14 protein-coding genes are annotated in these 20474 nt (G+C 65.6%); 8 read left to right on the top strand and 6 right to left on the bottom strand.

What is annotated here, in order from left to right; all coding sequences use genetic code 11:
* Nucleotides 1-84: 84 nt before the first annotated feature.
* The 3 genes from FSW06_RS05470 to FSW06_RS05460 all read right to left on the bottom strand — a co-directional run bounded on the left by FSW06_RS05470 (nucleotide 85) and on the right by FSW06_RS05460 (nucleotide 9776).
* Entirely contained in the window at nucleotides 85-3633 is a 3549-nt protein-coding gene (locus FSW06_RS05470; protein WP_010121755.1) for a DUF499 domain-containing protein, read from the bottom strand.
* A gap of 28 nt (nucleotides 3634-3661) precedes the next feature.
* Entirely contained in the window at nucleotides 3662-6469 is a 2808-nt protein-coding gene (locus FSW06_RS05465; protein WP_040430679.1) for a DUF1156 domain-containing protein, read from the bottom strand.
* Nucleotides 6470-6578: 109 nt separating this feature from the next.
* A complete protein-coding gene (locus tag FSW06_RS05460) occupies nucleotides 6579-9776 on the bottom strand; it encodes a helicase-related protein (protein ID WP_238526002.1) in 3198 nt (1065 codons plus the stop codon).
* Here FSW06_RS05460 and FSW06_RS14720 point away from each other — a divergent pair.
* From FSW06_RS14720 to FSW06_RS05430, 7 genes are all read left to right on the top strand, one after another.
* On the top strand, nucleotides 9753-10166 hold the full coding sequence (locus tag FSW06_RS14720) for a hypothetical protein (RefSeq protein ID WP_238526001.1): 414 nt from the start codon (nucleotides 9753-9755) through the stop codon (nucleotides 10164-10166). The two genes, FSW06_RS05460 and FSW06_RS14720, sit on opposite strands and share 24 nt — an antisense overlap.
* A 76-nt stretch (nucleotides 10167-10242) precedes the next feature.
* Nucleotides 10243-10641 carry a helix-turn-helix domain-containing protein gene (locus tag FSW06_RS05455; protein ID WP_010121749.1) on the top strand — a complete coding sequence of 133 codons (399 nt, stop codon included), beginning with the start codon at nucleotides 10243-10245 and terminating at the stop codon, nucleotides 10639-10641.
* A 466-nt stretch (nucleotides 10642-11107) separates the two neighbouring features.
* Nucleotides 11108-13903 (top strand): valine--tRNA ligase, encoded by a 2796-nt coding sequence (locus FSW06_RS05450; RefSeq protein WP_010121748.1) that lies wholly within the window; start codon nucleotides 11108-11110, stop codon nucleotides 13901-13903.
* On the top strand, nucleotides 13903-15438 hold the full coding sequence (gene folC, locus FSW06_RS05445) for a bifunctional tetrahydrofolate synthase/dihydrofolate synthase (protein WP_010121747.1): 1536 nt from the start codon (nucleotides 13903-13905) through the stop codon (nucleotides 15436-15438). Before FSW06_RS05450 ends, folC begins: the two co-directional genes overlap by 1 nt.
* Entirely contained in the window at nucleotides 15435-16019 is a 585-nt protein-coding gene (locus FSW06_RS05440; RefSeq protein WP_010121746.1) for an LOG family protein, read from the top strand. The genes folC and FSW06_RS05440 overlap by 4 nt, the downstream gene beginning before the upstream one ends.
* Nucleotides 16016-16498 (top strand): DUF4233 domain-containing protein, encoded by a 483-nt coding sequence (locus tag FSW06_RS05435; RefSeq protein WP_238526000.1) that lies wholly within the window; start codon nucleotides 16016-16018, stop codon nucleotides 16496-16498. Before FSW06_RS05440 ends, FSW06_RS05435 begins: the two co-directional genes overlap by 4 nt.
* 37 nt (nucleotides 16499-16535) lie before the next feature.
* Nucleotides 16536-17105 (top strand): NADPH-dependent FMN reductase, encoded by a 570-nt coding sequence (locus tag FSW06_RS05430; RefSeq protein WP_010121743.1) that lies wholly within the window; start codon nucleotides 16536-16538, stop codon nucleotides 17103-17105.
* A 278-nt stretch (nucleotides 17106-17383) separates the two neighbouring features.
* On the opposite strand, the gene FSW06_RS05425 is transcribed toward FSW06_RS05430, so the two are convergent.
* Nucleotides 17384-18463: a hypothetical protein gene (locus tag FSW06_RS05425; protein ID WP_010121742.1), complete on the bottom strand. Its 1080-nt coding sequence runs from the start codon at nucleotides 18461-18463 to the stop codon at nucleotides 17384-17386.
* A gap of 96 nt (nucleotides 18464-18559) precedes the next feature.
* Between FSW06_RS05425 and ndk the strand changes: the two genes are divergently transcribed.
* Nucleotides 18560-18976: a nucleoside-diphosphate kinase gene (gene ndk, locus FSW06_RS05420; RefSeq protein ID WP_010121741.1), complete on the top strand. Its 417-nt coding sequence runs from the start codon at nucleotides 18560-18562 to the stop codon at nucleotides 18974-18976.
* Between the two features lie 15 nt (nucleotides 18977-18991).
* On the opposite strand, the gene FSW06_RS05415 is transcribed toward ndk, so the two are convergent.
* Nucleotides 18992-19795, bottom strand: coding sequence for a hypothetical protein (locus tag FSW06_RS05415; RefSeq protein ID WP_139024562.1), 804 nt, complete (start codon nucleotides 19793-19795; stop codon nucleotides 18992-18994).
* A gap of 3 nt (nucleotides 19796-19798) precedes the next feature.
* Nucleotides 19799-20392, bottom strand: coding sequence for a GXWXG domain-containing protein (locus FSW06_RS05410; RefSeq protein ID WP_010121739.1), 594 nt, complete (start codon nucleotides 20390-20392; stop codon nucleotides 19799-19801).
* Between the last annotated feature and the right edge of the window lie 82 nt (nucleotides 20393-20474).

Genomic DNA, 20474 nt, shown 5'->3' with positions numbered 1-20474 from the left:
AAGACGAAGAGCCCCTTTACTAAAAATGTCTGTCGCTGACGGTTACTAGTGCTTGCAGTCCTGAATTTGAAGACAAAAGTGCTTCTACTCGAACGATCCCTCGGCATCCTTCATCTCGGCGAGGCTGCCATCGATCATGGTGCAGGTCTGGCCATCGAAGCCTTTGGCGGACGTAGCCTCGACGTCGAGGGTGATGGTCACGGCTCCACCGGAGGACTCCAGGGACTTCAGGTGGTGGAGGATCTCGTCGTCGATCATGGAGTACCGAGCCACACCGCCGGCGACAGGCAGGCGGAATGTTGCAGTGAACCGGGTCTTCTTGTCCTCGACCGGCCGCTGGACGGGGTCGGTGCCCCGGGATTCTTCTGCAGCACCGCCTGCACCGGCGTCCACATCATCGCTATCGGTTCCAGTTCCATTGGACACCCCGGTAGCAGGATCCACACCGAATCCGGTGCCGTTTCCGGTACCCGCGATGGCAGCGGCCGTCCTGGCAGCTTCGGAAGCCTCCCGCTCCCGGCGCTCCGCTTCCTCCCGCCGGAACTGTGAGCGTGCCGCATCCGGGTGCACGATCAGCAGGGAATCAGGGAGGGCACCACCGGGCAGTCCGGAATCTCCCTCGGGCCAACGCAGGTGTTCGTAGTGGATGCCACCGTCGGCTTCGGCCAGGCCGTCCGCCAGGGCGAACGGCCGGTCGTCCAGGTTGAAGGTGCCGCCGTCGTTTCGGATCCCCTCTTCGATGACCCGGCGGTTGAGCACCCGCTGCATGTAGAGGTAGCGCGGGTACATGGCCCACAGATCGCCGAGGCTGTAGTGTCCTTGCGTCGCCCAGGCGCGGTTGGTGTTCTTCTCCAGTTCCATGGCGATCCGGGCCGGGGCAAGCTGGTTGACGAACGCCTCGGACTGCTGCAATTTGTCCACTACGCGTTGGATTGTGTCGGACCCGCCAGTGATCTTCTCCTGGGTGAGGGAGACGAATCCCTCGGTGGAGTCCGTGGAGACCCCGGGCTCGATGACCCACTGGTAGCTGTCGGCGAGCCGGTCGTCGACGGTATGGTTCAGCTTCTCCGCCTGCGCCTTCGCCTGGTTGATCGTTGAGACGGTGAGGTCGAGGGTGTCAGCGTCATCCCGGACACTGCTCCACGCCAGGTACTGCCGTACACCGTCGCCGAGCGACTCGATCCGCCGTGCATCGGCAGCGAGGAAGACGACAGTGTTCTTGTAGGTGCGCGGCTTTAACCCGACGTTGTTGGTCGCGGATCGCGCCCACTCCCCGGCTGCTCCCAGGGCACCGTTGCTGTCCACCGGGTCGGACGGTGGGATGATGATCAGTCGCAGATCCTCGCTGTCGAGGATGTCCCCGCTAGAAGCTGGCGAGTTGATGACCTTCACCGACGCATTGTTCCTGCGGTTCCAGGTGTCCGCGTGGACGCGCAGCCGGTCGGCGATCTCGCGGTGGACGTCTTCGATACTCAGTGCCTCCGCTCGGTCCCGAACCACACTGGTGATGTTGGCGGTGGTGTCGAACCAGTACTCACTGCCGTTCTCATAGAACCGGGTCGACTGGTTCGCCAGGGCAGTGAGTCCACTGTGGAAGTTCCCGATCTTGTCGCCGGGTACAGCGGTGCCGAGAGCGATGCGGCGCTCGTCTATACCGGTACCACGGTCCCGGGGAGCACTTCCGAGGAACACGGTCCGGGCCAGCCGGGCGGTGACGTGGCGGGACCCGAGAAGGGGACTGTTGTCATCGATGGCGCGGGGGACCGTACCGTCGACGTCGGTGGCGATGATGGATTTCCAGTTGTCATCGAGGTACTGGGTGAGTTCGTTGGTCACCGATGCAGTACCGACCGGCACGTCGGAAGGCAGAATCAGAGGGCTGTTGTTTTCACCGCGCCACAGTGCGGAGACGATGGTGCTCATCAGCCGCAGGACGCCACGGGTGCGCTGGAACCGGGGCAGGGCAGCCCAGTCCTGGTAGAGCCGGTCGAACAGCTCAGGGTGGATGGGGTAGCAGCGTTCGATCTTCGACTGGTAGTCGGGACGGCCGGCCTCCACCGGGAAACTTGCGGCATGCTTCGTGTAGAAAGTGCGCATGGTGGCGGCGATGACGCGGATCTTCTCCGGGTTCTCCGCGTCCACCTCCTGGAAGATGCGGCGACGGACGATCTCGAAGCTCTCGTTCGCTTCGGCAGGACGCCACTGCTCAGCCTTACGGTTGATGACCTGCAGGAGGGTGGTGAGGGCCTCACGGCCATCGGCACCACCGACCTCCTCGTCGTCGAGCATCCCGTCGATGTACTGGCCGGGGCGCATTTCGTTGGACGCCGGGATGGAGACCAGCAGCATGCAGTGCGGGGTAGCGGCGACCGCTTCGCTCAGGGCCTGGGCGAAGGTCGCCTGGGTGGAGAGGTTGCCGGCCGCGAGGTCGGTGCGGTTGACGAGTTGGCGGGCGTAGGCCACCCACTCGTCGATGAGGATCACTGCAGGGCCGTAGGCATTGAGCAGATCGCGGAGCTTGGTTCCGGGGCTGGTGGCGGTGCGGTCAGCGTCCTTGACGATCTCGTAGGCTTCGGCGCCGCCGAGCTGCCAGGCGAGTTCGCCCCAAATGGTGTTGACGACGGTCCCGTCCGGTTTGGCCATGTTTCCTGAGGGGACGAGGTCGGTGCCGACGAGCGCGACACGCCGGACACCGGTGGGGATTTCGGTACCGCCGAGGAGGTCCTGCATGTCCTGCGGGAGTTGGGTGATGTCCAGTCCGCCGAAGAGATGCCAGACGGCGAGCATGGAGTGGGTCTTGCCACCACCGAAGTTGGTCTGCAGGTTGATGATCGGGGAGGCATCGTTGGCTCCGGTGACCCGGCCGAGAGCCTTGGTGAGCAGGTCACGCAGGCCCTCGGTGAGGTAGGTGCGTTCGAAGAACAGCTGGGGGTCGGTGTACTCGGGGCTGGCAGAGACCGTCTCTGCAGAATCGTCGGCGGCTACGGCGTGTCGACCGGCGGGAGCCTGGTGGTTGTTTGTCAGGCCGGCGACGGTGCGCAGGTCTGCGGCGAACGCGGAGGCATCGAAGGTGCCGTTGGCGACGTCCGGGTGCGGAGTGATGATCTCCCGCCAGGGCTGGAGGTTCTCGCCGCTGATGTTTATCTCCGCCGAATGGCTGGTCTGCGCCTCCACCTTCCGGTCCTGGATGATGCGCACGCCGTTGCGCTGAGCGGTGAGTTTCTCTGCCGCCTTGGTGTCCTTCACCGCGGTGGCGAGACGGCACATTGTGTCGAGCGCTCGGTAGGCGTCGTCGTCAGTGAACTTGGCATTGTGGGCCCAGAGGTTCCGGGTCTCCCGTAGTTCGGAGGCCAGCGCTTCTTCAGACCGGGTGAGCTTCTCACTGAGGGGACGCCATCCGGGACGGAACTTGTGGGTGGTGCCCTCGGTGATGAACCGCAGGGAACACTGTGGATCCTCGGCGGAGTAGTCCTGGCGGCCTCGGCTTCCGGAGCGTTGGGTGTCGGTGAGTTCGAGGATGTCGATCCAGCTGGAGTTGTCGTCGATGTGGACGACGCGGGTGAGGAAGCGGTTGAGGGAGTCTGCGAGGATCTCGAAGCCGGCGTTGATCCGGTCGCGGTTGCTCTGGGCCATGTCAGCCTTTCGTGGTGTGGGAGTGGGGTCAGAACAAGGTGTCGTTACTGGACATCGAACCCTGTCGGTCGTAATCCGGGGTGTCCCGTGCAACGCGGGCGATGTCATTCCAGGCGGTACCGAGCTGGTTGAACAGCAGTGCCGTTTTCGCTTCGCCACGTTGCTCGGAGATCTGGAAGAGTAGGAAAGCGAGCTGCTTGCAGAGATCCCGGTCGATGGAGTCCTGGACGCGAGCGAGTAAGCGGCCAGTGGCCTCCACTCCGTCGCCGTACTCGAGGGTCTTGGCGAGGTGGACAACTGTCTCCCAGGCGCTCACTTCATTGTCGGTGGAGGGATCGTAGATGGTGTCGCTTTCCTCGTCCAACTGGTGGAGTTCCTCGGGGGAGTACAGGCGTACCTTGCCCTGGCCACTGTGGAGGATGCCGGCCCGATGCAGATGCTCGACAGATGTGTTCCGGGCGCGTGCGAGACTGTCTGCGCTACCGTAGACCTCGGTGCCGAAGCCGTAGCTACGGAACCAGGACAGTGCGAAGCGGGTGTCTGCGTCGTAGTCGCCTTCCTGCTCGCTGAGGACTTCGTCGAGGATCTCGTTGATGACCTGGAGGGCGGAGCGGACACTCATCTTGTGCCCGTCTGCTTCGAGTACACTGCTGTACTTGGAGAACAGGCCGATGCCCGGGCCGATGGCGGACTGCGGCAGGTCGACAGGCGCGACAGCGCCGCGCTGGAGGTCACGCAGCGCCTCAGGCAGGGAGGTCTTCAGCTCGCGAAGAAAGTCGCGCCGGGTCGTGTTTGGCGCATTTTCTGGGCGAGGACGCAGGACGAGTGCGATGGTGGATGCAATGGCATTGGTGCCCCGTGCAAGAATTCGACCAGAACTTTCAGTCCGCATCGGCCAGGTCGCAGTGATCTGCCAACCCGACCGGATTATGCCTTCCAGAACAGTCTCCCAACCTGTTGATGAGGACCCTTCTTTGGTTTTTGAATCCTGCTGTTTGAATGCGTAATAAACTGAGGTGGGGTAGGCTTCGTTGGACTGATGGCGGGCGCGGCTAAAGAAGCTGGTGAATCCGTGTTCGAAAAACTCCTTGGCTTCCTGTTTGCCGTGATGCCTATATGGGTCAGCGACAAGTTCTGTCGACTTAGGGGAGAGCGTCTGGTTGAACAAAGAAGGATAGGTGTTGCGCAGTGCGTGGCGGAGCCATACGTAGTAAAAATCTGACAGATCAGAGTATCCGATGTAGTCGTAATACGGGGGGTCGGTTGAAATGACAGTGCCTGTAAGTGGAGCTTCGATAGAATTGATTTTGTCTGCTGTCCCAGTGCCCAAAGGAAGAGTTGTGATGGCGGCAGCGGATTTGCTCAAGTTCTCAAGAAAGCTGGCGCCTTGATTGCCTAGTGGATTGGACTCCGCAAAATCCCATGACATGGGAAGCGCTTGCCTAGAGAAGGTTTCCCTAAATGCTCCACGGTCTGTCATCCAAGTGGTTGTCATTGCGCAAGTGTTAGTGAGCTTACTTATTGCAATGGCAAGGTAAGTCGTTATGGCCGAGGCGTATTCGATACCGTAGCCGGAGGGGCTGTCATTGTTGACTTTTTCGCTAACAGACTCCAATAGGCTGCATAGTGTCGTGAGTGTTGTTGCCTGGCGGTTGGTGAAAAGGTCAGAGTAATTTTCTATTCCGTACTGGGGCGGGGAGAACCAGCGTGGATTTTCTGAAATTGTGCCGGACGGGAGGTTGGATGGCCTATTTATTGCTGCGGATTCTATTTGCGGAGGTGTGGGGCTGACGTAGATTCTCTGTCTGTGGCCGGCGGCAACGACGGCAATCATTTCCTGGCCGAGTCGGTGATTCATTCCTTCGGAGCGGATGTACTGCATGGAGATCGACGACCCGCAGGCGATGCAGGTTGCGCCGGTGCGCCCGTTGACGGTGCCGTCCGACTTCTTGTCGGGTCCACCCTCCCTGCCGTGGTGGACCTCGTAGCTGACCGTGCTGTTTGCTACGGTCGGGACCACATAGGCCTCGTGGCCCTTCTTCTTCGACACCCACCAGGAACTCGTCAATGGGGCGGCGATTCCACAGGCGGGGTTTGGGCAGGTGACCGTCCGGACCCACAGCCAGGCGATGGCAGGTGCAGTCGTGCCGCCGTCCAGATCGACCTCAGGGTACAGATGACCGATGTGCTTCTTCGCCTCCTCCAGCATCCACTCGCCGTACCAACTCACATCCTCGGCCAGACCCGTGGCGCCGGGCCAGGTATCCGCGTCCTGCCCTTTCAGTAGTTCAGCGGCGCCTGGGTGGACCGGCGGCTGACCGGTGAATTTCGGTGGGATCTCGATCAGAGCCTTCTCAAGCAGCACTGCCACTGGGTTTACGTCACTGGCATGTGCTTCCAGTCCCAGACGTTGGGCCTCGAGGGGAATGGAACCGCCCCCGGCGAACGGATCGGCGACCGCTGGAGGATTGCCGTCCGTGTACAGCATGATCCTCGCCCGGGCCTTGTCGAACCACCCTTCCGGATCACTCTTCACAGTGTCCCAGTTCGAGATGTTCTCGATGATCCGGAACAGTTCCTCGCGCTCAGCATCCTGTTCCTCGACGGTAGGGAAAAGATCTGGGCGGGAGACAGGGTCGTCCACGATCTGAGCGAAGAGCACCGCCCGTGCGGTGGCGGTCGGCTTACGTGACCACCATTGGTGCAAGGTGGACGGATGTCCCGATCTCAGCGACTTCTCCCGGGCGGACTGCTCATTGATCTTCTCAAGGGGAATGGAGACCTCAATGAGCTTGCGGCGCTGCTCGGGTGGCGGAGTGGGGATCGTGGACGTCATGGAATGCTCGCTCTGTGAAGTAAAAGCACAAAATAATGTGCATTATGGGCTTGGAAGGGCGCACAGGAACTGCACCCGGGATCAAGACGTGGGGATCATGCGGGAGGTGCTACACGGGATCACCGCCGCGGTCCCAAGTCTCCGGCCAGTTCAAGACGACTTTGGTCACCCCGAAGTCACGGTCGGCGCCGGCGAAGTCCCGGAAGTGATCGACCAGGTACCGGACCCGGTCATGCTCCGGTCCTTCCGGACTTACCTCCACCAGTGCCAGGCGATGGTCTGCGCCGGTGTTTTTCGCTGTGAGCACCTCGCGGTGGGTGACTACGAAGTCCTTTGCCCCGGAAATTCGGCCTTTGACCTCGATGACCACCGATGGTCGGGAGGAATCCGGCCACCGTGACGAGATATCGAAACCGGGGTTGTTGTGTGGCATCTCCACCGGGTCACGACCGAGGCCTCGTTCGGCAGCGAGTACCGCGTCCACCGCCCGGCGGTCCACCTCGGCGGTGTCCTGCGCGTGCTGGTCGACCTCGTCCTGGTCGGTACCGGTGAGAAGATTCACCAGTCCCTGTGGTAGGACCAGGGTATTCGCTGCAATCCGTGGCGGGACGGGAGACAGTAGACGCTGCCTCGCCAACAGTTCCTCTCGCTCCCGCAACCTGGTGTCCAACGCATGGACCTGCTTCATCAACGCGGCATGGGACTGTTTGGGTGGACGTTTTGCTTCGCCGCACTCGAACTGGAGCTGCTGTTGCTGAGCATCGAGCGCAGCTTTTGCCAGATAGTCCATCTGGTCTGACAACCGACGGCGTACGAGGGAAGACACCCGGTCGAGCTCCGGCAGGATCCGGGCCTTCGTGGTGTCGAGGACCGGCCGCAGACGCGAGGCGGTGACCGCGTCCCGGATCCGGTTAGCGAGATTGCCGGACAGCCAGTCACTGTCAACTGAGACAGCGGCTACCGCCTGCTCGGCGGTGACTTCCTCCGGGAGTGGGTCAAAGTCGAGGTACGGGGCGAGCCCGGCGTCCTCGTCGGTGCCGTCGGGGTTGACCCGGAGATAGGTGAACTCTTTCGCCTGTGCTGTGCCGGTGCCGTCGATTACTTCGATCAGAGTCGCGGCCAGCAGCCACGGATCCGTTCCGGGGTCGTTCGGGTCGACAAGGACCGTGCCGGTCTCCAGCACATCGCTGAGATCGGCCACCGACAGGTCGACCAGGGCGTCCAGCAGCGGATGGCCGGGGGCGATGAACTCTGCCCGTTCTGTGCGGTCAGCAACGTCCGGATCGAAGGTCACCAGGTCGTACCGGTCCGCGACCGGGGTGCCGTGCTGACGGGCCCAGTCGATCACCCTGCCCGGTAACGCACGGATAGCCGCAGTGCCCTTCGCCTTGCGGACGAGACGCCCACCCTGGTGCTCGAGAGCGTGGGCGAAGAACTGGGCAATGTAGTGGGGTTGCAACTTTCGGGCACGGGCGGCGTCCATCGCCTCCCGCATCCGGTCCAGATCGGCCCGGGTGAAGGTCTCCTCGGCCAGTGCACGCTCGGCCAGCAGGTCATCGAGTCCGTGGGCGACTTGGTCGTCAATGACCTTGTCGATCTCCGCCTGCCGCGCCGGATCGTCGATGTAGACGACTGCATCCATGATGAGGTCCTTGAGTGACCTGTCACGGAAGGCATCGCCAAGGACATCGAAGACAGGCCGGTCCAGTGCTCTGCGCTGGACCTCCATCTTCTCCAGCAGTCGCTTGTACACCGCTCCTTCGCGTGTCTCGTCGGCGACGAGGTTCCACAACTGGCACACATGCTGTTGCCCGATGCGGTGGATACGCCCGAAGCGCTGCTCGATCCGGTTCGGATTCCACGGCAGGTCGTAATTCACCATGAGGTGCGCGGCCTGCAGGTTCAGACCTTCGCCGGCGGCATCAGTGGCGACGAGGTACTGGACCCGGGAGTCATTCGCGAAGTTCGCAGTGAGCCGCTGGCGCTCGATCCGGTTGGTTCCGCCGTGGATCGTGACGACGGCTGCGGGGTCGGCGGTGACCGTCCGGATCTGGTTGACCAGGTAGTTCAGGGTGTCACGGTGCTCGGTGAAGATGATGAGTTTGCGGCGCTCCCCGGTCGTCCCGTCGGTGAGAGTCTCGTCCTCGATGATCTGCCGAAGTTCACTCCACTTCCGGTCCTCACCGCTGAGCACCACCGTGTGTGCGGTGGAGACCAGGTGACCGAGTTCGACCAGTTCCGCGTCCAACTCCGGCAAAGTACGGGCCGCGGTTGCCGGGGTGATGACGACGGCGTCCTCGGCCTCCTCCACCTCGTTGGCGGCGTAGTCGTCGATTCCGTCGCTGTCGTAGAGGTCAGCCAGGACGGATGTCGGCCCCGTGAACCCGTGGCCGTTCCACCAGAGGTCACGGCCTTCTTCCGTGGCACGTACCAGCTCTTCGCGATAGGACCCCAGTTTGTCCCTCCGCCGCTTCAGGGAGTTGTAGATCGCGTAGGGACTGGATGCAAGGCGGCGCTGCAGTACCGTGAGCGCGAAGCCGACGGTACGTCCCTGTGCGTCAGTGAGGGCATTCTCTGCCCGCTTCATCTGGGTACGGACGTAGTCGGTGACTTCCTCGTACAACCGCATTTCAGGGATACTGAGCTGGTACGGGACGGTGATGGCGATGCGCTCCGGGAAAAGCTGACGACCATCGAAAGTGAGCAGCTCCTCCTTGACCATGCGGCGCATCAGACCGGTAGTGTCCACATCCTCGGTACCGGTCTGGAACGCGCCCTCGAACCGGTCCGGGTCCAACAAGGTCAGGAATGCCTGAAAGGCTTCGTTGTCGCCGTTGTGCGGGGTGGCGGTGAGCAGCAGGAGATTGCGAGAGATATCGCGGAGCAGTTCACCGAGCCGAAAACGGCGGGTTTTCTTCAGTTCTCCGCGGAAGCCGGAGGACGCGGACATGCGGTGCGCCTCATCGACGATCGTGAGGTCCCACTGCGTCCCCTTGAGCAGCGGTAGCAGCTCGTCATCGCTACGGGCCACGGCGTCCATCCGGACGATGAGCAGGTCATGGTCGGTGAACGGGTTGCCCGAGGCTGACGCGTCCACGGCACCGGGAGAGAGGATGTGGAACTGGAGCCCGAATTTCTCCCGGAGCTCCTCCTGCCACTGTGGTGCCAGGCCACCCGGGCAGACGATGAGACACCGCTCAACATCCCCACGCAGGATGAGCTCCTTGATGTAGAGCCCGGACATGATCGTCTTGCCGGCGCCCGGGTCATCGGCGAGGAGAAAGTGCAGCGGGATGCGAGGCAGCATTTCCTCGTAGACGGCCCGAATCTGGTGGGGAAGGGGCTGGATGTCGCTGGAGGTGACGGCGAGCATCGGGTCATGCAGCCCCGCGGTCCTGATGCGCAAGGCCTCGGCGGCAAGCCGGAACTGTTCGGCGTCTCCGGTGAAACGCTCTGTGTCGGCGGGGTCGTGGATCGACAGAGCCGCAACGTCTTCATTGAAAAGAACGGCCTCGCTGACCGTGCCGTCCGGATGCCGGTAGGTCAACATTGCCCCGCCGCCGACCGGCGCAACCTGGACAACGTCGACGGGATGTCTGCTGAGCCCGACGAGACGTTGACCGGGGTGCAGATCATCGACGGTCAGGGTCGACGGTTCATCGGGACGATGATCGGTACGCATGACTGCTCCAGGTGAGGGCGGGTGAAGGCAAACCAATGAAGCACAAAATAATGTGCGGACAACTCAGGGTACCGCAGGAACTTTTGGGCATATGTATGTGCCGCCCCCTGACCTCGACTGGAAGACCTATGCGGCGGCGGTGGCGTACCGGGTGAAGAAACTGCGGACGGACCTGGAACTCAGGCAGGAGGCACTGGCGGAGCGTGCCGGGATCAGCCGGAACCAGGTGCAGAACATTGAACGTGGACACGGCACCGGCGTGAACGGCCGGGTGACGAACCTGTCAATGGAGAACGTCTACCGGTTGGCCTACGCGCTGCAGGTGCCGCCGCTCGTACTACTTCCGGATGCGGAGCAGGATGTCCGGCCCCGGAGCTACTCGGCCGAACACCGCCCGGCGATGGAAGACCTTCTGCACCGGACAATCACGCTGGACATCACCTGGCCGAGAGGGGTGACCGTGCAGAAGCCGGACAGTCCGGCCCGTTGAGCCGGTCCGGTGCGCCGGGTAGAGTAGGGCGTGATGAGACGGCGCCGCCTCATCACATGGAGAAGCGGATGACATGGACTCCCATCGCACGTCACCCGCTTCCGGCCGTCAGAGTTGCAGGAGCCACCTGATCGCATCACGGACACCGTCCGAGATGGTTGTGGCAACTACACGCTCCAGGACCCGCCGCACGAAGTGACAGCTTCCGCGGCGGGTCCGTCCTTGTCCAGGACGTTTCCGGTGCTTGCTCATCGGCCTCACCTCCTTCCATAACGGGGCGGGGCAGGAGCCACGCAGGTGGCGTCCGGCCGTCCGTCATGCAGCGCGGCCATTGACGGACGCCACAAGGAGGCGGAAGAGATGGTAACCGGTCCGGAGGACAACGTCGGCTGATCCGTGACGAACCCCTGTCCCCGCCGCGCACCGGTCACGACCGTGTCCGGTGGCTGCACTAGACTGTCTCACCGTGACTGATCAGACCAGCAGCAGCGCCTCAACCGCAGGAAACCGGGCCGACCGCCTCCCGAAGCAGTGGAACCCCACCGACGTCGAATCCACCCTCTACCAGGGCTGGGTCGATGCCGGCTACTTCCACGCGGACGCGACGAGTGAGAAGAAGCCGTTCTCCATCGTCCTCCCGCCGCCGAACGTCACCGGCCAGCTGCACATGGGCCACGCCCTCGACCACACCATCATGGACGCCCTCGCCCGCCGCAAGCGGATGCAGGGTTACGAGGTGCTGTGGCTGCCGGGCTCCGACCATGCGGGCATCGCCACCCAGACCAAGGTCGAGGCGTCCCTCAAGGAGACCGAGGGCAAGGACCGCTTCGACTACGGCCGTGACGAGTTCACCGCCAAGGTCTGGGAGTGGAAGAAGAAGTACGGCGGCGTGATCCAGAACCAGATGCGCGCCATCGGCGACTCGGTCGACTGGGACCGCGAGCGTTTCACCCTCGACGACGGCCTGTCGCGTGCGGTGCAGACCATCTTCAAGGAACTGTTCGACCGCGGCCTGATCTACCGCGCGAAGCGGATGGTCAACTGGTCCCCGGTGCTGCGCACCGCCATCTCCGACATCGAGGTCGTCTACTCCGACGACGAGGGTGAGCTGGTCACCCTGCGCTACGGCGATGTCACCGGGAAGGGTCCGCACGCCGATGTCGCCACGACCCGTGTCGAGACGATGCTCGGCGACGTCGCCGTCGCCGTCCACCCCGACGACGAGCGGTACAAGGACATCATCGGCACGAAGCTCCCGCACCCGTTCATCGAGGGCCGCGAGATGGAGATCATCGCCGACGACTACGTCGACCCGGAGTTCGGCACCGGCATGGTGAAGATCACCCCGGCGCACGACCCGAACGACTTCGCCATGGGCCAGCGCCACCACCTCGACATGCCCGAGGTCATCGACGAGACCGGCCACATCGCCAACACCGGCACCCGCTTCGACGGGATGGACCGCTTCACCGCCCGTGAGGAGCTGCGCCTGGCACTCGAGGAGCAGGGGCGCGTCCTCAAGCGCATCCACCCCTACATCCACTCGGTGGGCCACTCCGAGCGCTCCAAGGAGCCGATCGAGCCGCGCCTGTCCGAACAGTGGTGGGTGAAGGTCGAGGAGCTGGCGACAATGGCCGGGGACGCCGTCCGCGAGGGCGACACGGTCATCCACCCCGCCTCCCAGGAGCCGCGCTGGTTCGACTGGGTCGACGACATGCACGACTGGTGCATCTCCCGCCAGCTGTGGTGGGGCCACCGCATCCCGATCTGGTACGGCCCCGACGGTGAGGTCGTGTGCTGCGGCCCCGACGACGAGAAGCCGACGGGCGAGGGCTGGCACCGTGAGGAGGACGTGCTCGACACGTGGTTCAGCTCCGCACTGTGGCCGTTCTCCACGATGGGCTGGCCGGACGACACGCCGGAACTGCGCAAGTTCTACCCGACGTCGGTGCTGGTCACCGGCTACGACATCCTGTTCTTCTGGGTCGCCCGCATGATGATGTTCGGCACCTTCGCGGACACCATCGAGGGTTCACACCTCGACGAGGGTGAGCCCGGCACCACCGCCGACCAGCGCAACGGGCGTCCGCAGGTGCCGTTCACCGATATCTTCCTCCACGGTCTGGTCCGCGACGAGCACGGCCGCAAGATGTCGAAGTCGCTCGGCAACGGCATCGACCCGATGGACTGGGTGCGCGACTACGGGGCGGACGCCCTGCGCTTCACCCTCGCCCGCGGCGCCAACCCCGGTACCGACCTGCCGATCGGTGAGGATTCGGCACAGTCCTCCCGCAACTTCGCCACCAAGCTGTTCAACGCCACGAAGTTCGCGCTGATGAACGGTGCGCGGGTGCTCGGGGCGTCCGAACGGGACGCCTTCCCGGCCCGGGCGGAGCTGACCGACGCGGACCGCTGGATCCTCGACAAGCTCGAGGGCCTGCGCACGCTGGTGGACACCCACCTCGACCGCTACGAGTTCGCCGTCGCCAACGAGGCGCTGTACCGCTTCGCCTGGAACGAACTGTGCGACTGGTACCTGGAGATCGCCAAGGTGCAGATCCCGCGTGACTGGGACGCCGCCACGGAGGCGGAGAAGACCCGCGGGGAGAACACCCGCCTGGTCCTCGGCCGCGTGCTGGACACGGTGCTGCGGCTGCTGCACCCGTCGATGCCGTTCGTCACCGAGACGCTGTGGAAGGCCCTCACCGACGGCACCGAGGGCTACCCGGTCAGCCTGGTCATCGCCGACTGGCCGACCGTCGCGGACACCAACGACGGTGCCGCCACCGACACCGACGCGGTGCGCCGCCTGGCCGACGTCGACAAGCTCGTCACCGAGATCCGCCGGTTCCGCGCCGACCAGGGCGTGAAGCCCGCCCAGAAGGTGCCCGCCCGGTTCGACGCGGCCGCCGCCGACCTCGTGGACCTGGAGCCCGCTGTCCGGTCGATCGCCAAGGTCACCGCCCCCGACGACGATTTCACCCCGACCGCCAGTGTGGAACTGCGCCTGTCGGGTGCGACGATCACCGTGGAGCTGGACACCTCCGGCACCGTCGACGTCGCCGCCGAGCGTAAGCGGCTGGAGAAGGACCTCGCCGAGGCCAACAAGGAGCTCGAGCGCGCCGCGAAGAAGCTCGGCAACGACAACTTCCTGGCCAAGGCGCCGGAGAAGGTCGTCGCCGGGATCCGGGAGCGTTCGCAGATCGCCACCGAGGAAGTCGGCCGGATCACCGCCCGGCTCGCAGAACTGCCGGAGAAGTAATGGCTGACCAGAACGAACAGGACGCGCCGCAGGAGAGCTTCGGCGAGGTGAACCTCGGCTCCGCCGGACTGGAACTGCCCATCGACCTCACCGACAAGGACCACGGCGAGGAGCCGGTCCACCGGCCGGTCACCGAGGCCGACCTCGCCGCCCTGGCGGAGGTCGAGGCCGAGCTCAACGAGCGGTGGAACGAGACGAAGATCGACCCCACCCTCGACCGCATCCGGGAACTGATGGACCTGCTGGGCAACCCGCAGCGCAACTACCAGTCCGTCCACGTCGCCGGCACCAACGGCAAGACCTCGACGGTGCGGATGGTCGAGTCGCTGCTGCGCGCCTTCCACCGCCGCACCGGCCGGACGACCAGCCCGCACCTGCAGCTGGCGACCGAGCGCATCGCGATCGACGGCCGCCCGATCCACCCCGCCGACTACGTCGCCACCTGGTACGACATCAAGCCGTACGTGGAGATGGTCGACCGCGCCAGCGTCGCCGCCGGCGGGCCGCGGATGAGCAAGTTCGAGGTGCTCGTCGCCATGGCCTACGCCGCGTTCGCGGACGCCCCGGTCGACGTCGCCGTCGTCGAGGTCGGCATGGGTGGCCGGTGGGACGCCACGAACGTCATCGACGCCGATGTCGCCGTGGTGACCCCGGTCGGTCTGGACCACACCGACTACCTCGGCGACACGATCGCCGAGATTGCCGGCGAGAAGGCCGGGATCATCAAGTCGCGGTGGAACGCCGAGGACCTGCTGACCCCGCCGGACAACGTGGCGATCATCGGCAAGCAGGAGCCCGAGGCGATGGAGGTGCTGCTGAAACAGGCCGTCGAGGTCGATTCCTCGGTGGCGCGCCTCGGCCAGGAGTTCGGCGTGGTGGAGTCCACCGTCGCCGTCGGCGGCCAGCAGCTCACGCTGCGCGGTCTCGGCGGGGTGTACGACGACATCTTCCTGCCGCTGTCCGGGCCCTACCAGGCGGACAACGCCGCCACCGCCCTGGCTGCGGTGGAGGCCTTCTTCGGTGCCGGCGCCGGTCGCCAGCTCGACGTCGAGACCGTCCGGCGCGGCTTCGCGCAGGTCACCTCGCCGGGCCGGCTGGAGCGGGTGCGGTCCACCCCGTCGATCTTCATCGACGCGACCCACAATCCGCAGGGTGCGAATGCTCTGGCGGCCGCGGTCTCCCGCGACTTCTCGTTCCGGCGCCTGGTCGGTGTGGTCGCGATCCTCGGGGACAAGGACGCCCGCGGCATCCTCGCCGCCCTGGAGCCGGTGCTCGACGAGATCGTCATCACGCACAACAACTCCCCGCGTGCCCTCGATGTGGCCACCCTGGCCGAGTACGCCCGGGACGCCTTCGGTGAGGAGCGGGTCCACACCGCGGCCACCCTGCCGGGTGCGGTCGAGCTGGCCGTGGAACTTGCCGAGGACGACGGCGGTTTCGACGGCGGCATGGTCTCCGGGGCCGGGGTGCTCATCACCGGATCGGTGGTGACCGCCGGCGAGGCCCGCGCACTGTTCGGGAAGGAACCGGAGTGACAGCGGTCGCCGGTGTGAAGCGGGTGGCGCTGTACCTCGGGTCGGCGTCCGGAAATTCCCCGGAGTACCGGGACAGCACCGTGTCGGTCGTCCGGCAGCTGGCCACGGCCGGCTACGAGCTGGTGTACGGCGGCGGATCGGTCGGCCTCATGGGCGTCGCGGCCGACGCCGCGCTGGCCGCCGGCATGCCGGTCCACGGGGTGATTACCCGCGCGCTCATGGAGGGCGAGACCGGGCACACGGGGCTGACCAGCCTGGAGATCGTGGAGTCCATGACCGAGCGCAAGGACCGGATGGCCTCGCTGGCGGACGCCATGGTCGCGCTGCCCGGCGGCATCGGCACGCTCGAGGAGTTCTTCGAGGTGTGGACCGCCCAGGTGCTCGGCATCCACCGCAAGCCGGTCGCACTCGTCGACGTCGACGACTACTGGTCGCCGCTGACCGCCATGGTGGACCAGATGGTCGACCGCGGGTTCTTCGCCGCGCAGCACCGGGACGCCCTCATCCGGGTGTCTGATCCGGCGCTGCTGCCTGCGGCGTTGGACCAGTGGGTACCTGCTGCGGCAAAGTGGGGCAGGTGAGTGATGTGACGGACGGCAACAGGCGCGACAGGCGCTCCACCGGCGACGAGGTCGGACCGCTGGGGAAGGGGCACGCCCCGCAGGTCGACCCGTTCCGGGGACTGAAGGGGATGATGGCCGGCATCATGATCATGGAGGCCCTGGCGGTCTTCCTGATTCTCCCGGTCATCGGGAAGATGTGGGACGGCGAGTACGCGACCCCCTTCAACTTCATCTACATCGGGGTGCTGGCGGTGGCCATGACGGTCGCCAGCTTCCTGCAGTTCAAGCCGTGGGCGGACGTGATGAACATCGTCCTGCAGGTGTTCCTGGTGCTCGGGGTGATCGTGCACCCGGTCGTGCTGGTGGTGGCGGTGCTGTTCATCCTGGCGTGGTGGTACACGTACTACCTGCGCGGTCACCTGAAGAAGCGGATGGAGCGCGGACTGCTGCCCGCGCAGCACGTCTGGGTCGACGAGAACAAGGACTCCGGACTGTAGTTGACACGTCAACTAACGGGCGGTAGAACTGGTGGACATGACATCCTCCAGTTCTGCCGCCCGTTCTGTTCCTCGCATCGCCGTCTTCGCCGGTACCGTCCGGGAAGGCCGTAACTCCATCAAGGTCGCCACCTGGGCCGCCGAGACCCTCAACGCCGCCGGTCTCGGCGCCGAGTTCGAGGTCCTCGACCTCGCCGAGCAGAACCTCGGCAAGTTCACCTCCGCCACCCCGCCGCGGATGCACGAGGGCGAATACGAGGAGCCGGAACTCGACGCCTGGTCGAAGACCGTCGGCAGCTACGACGGCTTCATCTTCGCCACCGGTGAGTACAACGGCTCGGTCCCCGGCGTCATGAAGAACGCGGTGGACGCCCTGTTCGCCGAGTGGACCGGCAAGCCGGTCGGCTTCATCGGCTGGGGCAGCACCGGCGCCTCCTCTGCCATCGGCCACTGGCACACGGTCGTCACCTTCCTGGGCATGAAGCTCGTCGGTGAGGACGTGAAGCTCCCCTTCGCCGAGGTCTTCCCGGACTTCACCTTCACTCCCGGTGAGGCGCAGCGGACCGCTCTCGTCGAGCTCGGCAAGGCCGTCGTCGCCGCGCTGTAGGTCGGCGTTCCGCCTGGTCCCGTCGCTCCGGGGGTCATCTGGCCGCCACTCGAAGGCCGACCCCGCCACCCGGACGCCGGCTAAACATTATGCGCGCTGTAGCGCTCACTCCAGGTGACAAATAGCTCCTTGACCAGTGAGTTTCATGGTGGTTGGTGGTGTTGAGAACGCATAATGTTGACGCATAATGTTCATCGGCGGTGGTCGCCGCGGAGACAGCGCGACGTCGCATCCCACAGTCGCATCCCGCAGGCGTATCCCACAACCGCTTCCCACCGTCACAGGCGCGACAGGCACAGCCGGATGCCGTCGGTGACGGTCTTCCACAGCAACCGGTCGTCGGTGAGATGACCGAAGGTCATTCGCAGGGTGTGCCAGTCGAGGTTCGCCAGATCGGCGGTGATCCGGGAATCCCGGTCCCGCTGCTCCTTGACCAGATGCCCCGAGCCGTCGTACTGCAGACCCAGGCGCAGTGACGCGATCCCGAGATCCAGGCGGGCGATGATCCGTCCGCTGCCGGTGATGCCCGTGTGGACCGGGTCCGAGGTCGCCCCGTCGGCGTGGACCACCAGCTGGGCGGTCAGGTCGGGAAGATCCGCCAGCGCGCCCCGGGCCACCAGAGCCCGGAGAATGCCCGACACCTTCAACCGCATCACCGTCTCCATCGGCGAATCCGTGCCCTGATCAGCCACGGCGACGATCCGGCGCAGGATGGCTGCGCGGAAGTGATCCCGGCAGGCCTCCTGAAGCGCTGCCGGCGCCACGCCGAACAGTGTGCACAGGGCGTCCACGGTCTGGACGGCGCGCAGCCCCCGGTCGCTGAGTCCGGTTCCGCCGGGGACGTCCCAGCAGTGCTCGCCGCGCCACACCGACTGCAGGCAGTGGATCAGGGTGAGGACCGGCGGCGTGACCTGCAGTGTCGGGCAGAGCGGGTCGACTGCCACGGTACCGATCCCAGCGAGTGCGGGGGTGCGGCGCCGGACCGTGCAGTCCGTGGCGTCCCGTGCCCGGCGGGGAGTGACCGGTGCGACGGCACATGTGTCCGCGTCGTCGCAGAACCACGGGAGGCCCCAGACGTCCGCGGCGCTCCAGCCGGACAGGACCCAGTCGGGGTGCTGACGGGCGAGGATGCGCGCCCTGGTCAGTGCGGTGAGCCCGTAGCCGATTCCGCGGGGATGGCTGCGCCTGCCGCGGGCGACGTCATCGTCGTCCCGCAGTGCACCGTCCGGCACCCACAGTCCGTTGACCTCGGTGTATCCGTCGGTCGCCCGGTCGACGGGTGCCCCGGTCGCCGTCAGGTGTCCGGGTGCGTTCCATGCATCCGTTACCTGTCGGTCAATCTCCCCGCCCCGGTACATCAGTGCCCCTCTTCCGTCCCCTGCCGGTGTCCCCCTGACCCCGACATGAGGTACCCAGCATAGGGGATCACAGTGCCATCCGGTACCCTGACCGCCATGACTGAACGCACTCTCATCCTCATCAAGCCGGACGGTGTCCAGCGCGGACTCGTCGGCGAGATCATCTCCCGCATCGAGCGCAAGGGCCTCAAGCTGGTCGCGCTCGACCTGCGCCTCACCGACCGTGAGACCGCCGAGAAGCACTACGAAGAGCACAAGGGCAAGCCGTTCTACGACGGCCTCGTCGAATTCGTCACCGGCGCCCCGCTCATCGCGGGCGTCGTCGAGGGCGAGCGGGCCATCGAGGCCTGGCGTCAGCTCGCGGGCGGCACTGACCCGGTGGCCGCGGCCACCCCGGGTTCCATCCGCGGCGACTTCGCCACCACCGTCGGCGAGAATGTCGTCCACGGCTCCGACTCGGTGCTCTCCGCCGAGCGCGAGATCAACATCTGGTTCCCGCACCTCGACAGCTAAAGGGCGCCGGGGGGATCAGCCGACGGGGGAGCGGAAGGACCGGAAGGACGCGACGACCGCGTCCACCCCGGCCGGGGTCAGGCTGAGCCACTGGGTCCGGACGCCGTCCCGGTCGCGTTCGACAGTGACGAGGACGTCACCGCGTCCGCCGAGTTCACCGAGCGCCCGGGAGACGGCGTCCGGCGTGAGATCGAACAGGGCACCGGCGGCGGTGTCGAGGGTGTCCCGGCGCAGCTGCTGGCCCCGGGGGTAGGCGTCGACCGCGTAGAGCACGGCGGCGACCGCCTCCCCGTCGTCGGCGGGACGCCACTGCGGGGCCCGGCGGACCAGGGTGGACAGCGGCTGGTAGCCGGACGGGCTGCCGTTGGTTCCGACCCACCACCAGAGCAGGCCGCCGGTCGCCAGGCAGCCGAGCACGATGGCGGCGATCCAGCTGACGACCGGCGAGTCGATCGCGCCGAGAGTGTCGGAGATGAGGAAGCACACGGTGACGTAGGCGAGGGGGAGCCAGAGGTCCCACTGCCGCCACCACGGCCGGGGGAGGGGGACGTCGCCGCCGAGGACGACCGAGGTCTCGGCGTCCGGTCGCATCGGGGCATGACCGTTGCCGCGCAGGCCGCGGGCCTGATTCTGTGCACCGGTCCACAGGCCGGCGAGGATGACCGCGGCGGCGAAGATGAAGAGGATCCAGACCGGCGACAGTGGTGAGGTTGCCAGGGTGAAGACCACACCCACAGCGACGGCGGCGAGGATGCGGAGGCTGCGCGGGGGTCGCAACGAAGTCTGGAAGCTGAGAAGGTCCTGCGCAGAAGATGTCACATTCTATGAGGATACCGGAGGCAGGTCCCGGCCGTGGGCGCCCTGCCGGTGCAGGGTGAAGAACCAGGGGGTGGGCAGTTCGGCGGCGTCCAGGGCTCCGACGAGGGTGTTGCGGTCGACCGCGCGGAGGTACTCGGTGACCGGCAGGGCATCGTAGACGACCGCGGCCGAGACCATGCCGCGGTACTCGATGTGCCGGACCACGGCGGTGCTCTGCTCGGTGGCGAGCATCGGCAGCAGCCGGAGGGTCAGCGACCGGGTCAGCTGCCGGCGCAGCAGCGGGACGAGTCCGTCGGGCGTACGCAACGGCAGCAGGGCGGGATTGAGCGAGTAGCGGCCGTGCGTTCCCGTCATGATCAGCGGGTGGGCGCTGTCGGCACTGTGGATCCGGACGCCGTGCCAGCCGGCGAGGTCCGGCAGGCCATCCATCGGTGAGCCGGTGGCGATCTCGGCGCCGCGCCAGGAACCGGTGACCTCCTCGGCGGCGACCGGTGGCAGGGTGTCGAAGAATGTGAGCGCCTCGTCGGCGGTGCAGCCGTCGGTTTCGAGGGACGACAGGGCGGTGTGGCCGGTGAACTGTGGTGCGGTGGTGGGCATCGGGGTCACCTTCGCTATCTCGGGGACGGGTGGACGGGGACAAGCCCCGTGTGTGATCTACATCACTTTCAGTGAGGCTACC

It is taken from the genome of Corynebacterium nuruki S6-4, from assembly GCF_007970465.1.
In the GTDB taxonomy this organism is placed as follows: domain Bacteria; phylum Actinomycetota; class Actinomycetes; order Mycobacteriales; family Mycobacteriaceae; genus Corynebacterium; species Corynebacterium nuruki.
Note: the sequence above shows the minus strand (reverse complement) of the source record. Positions and strands in the feature narration are given on the sequence as shown.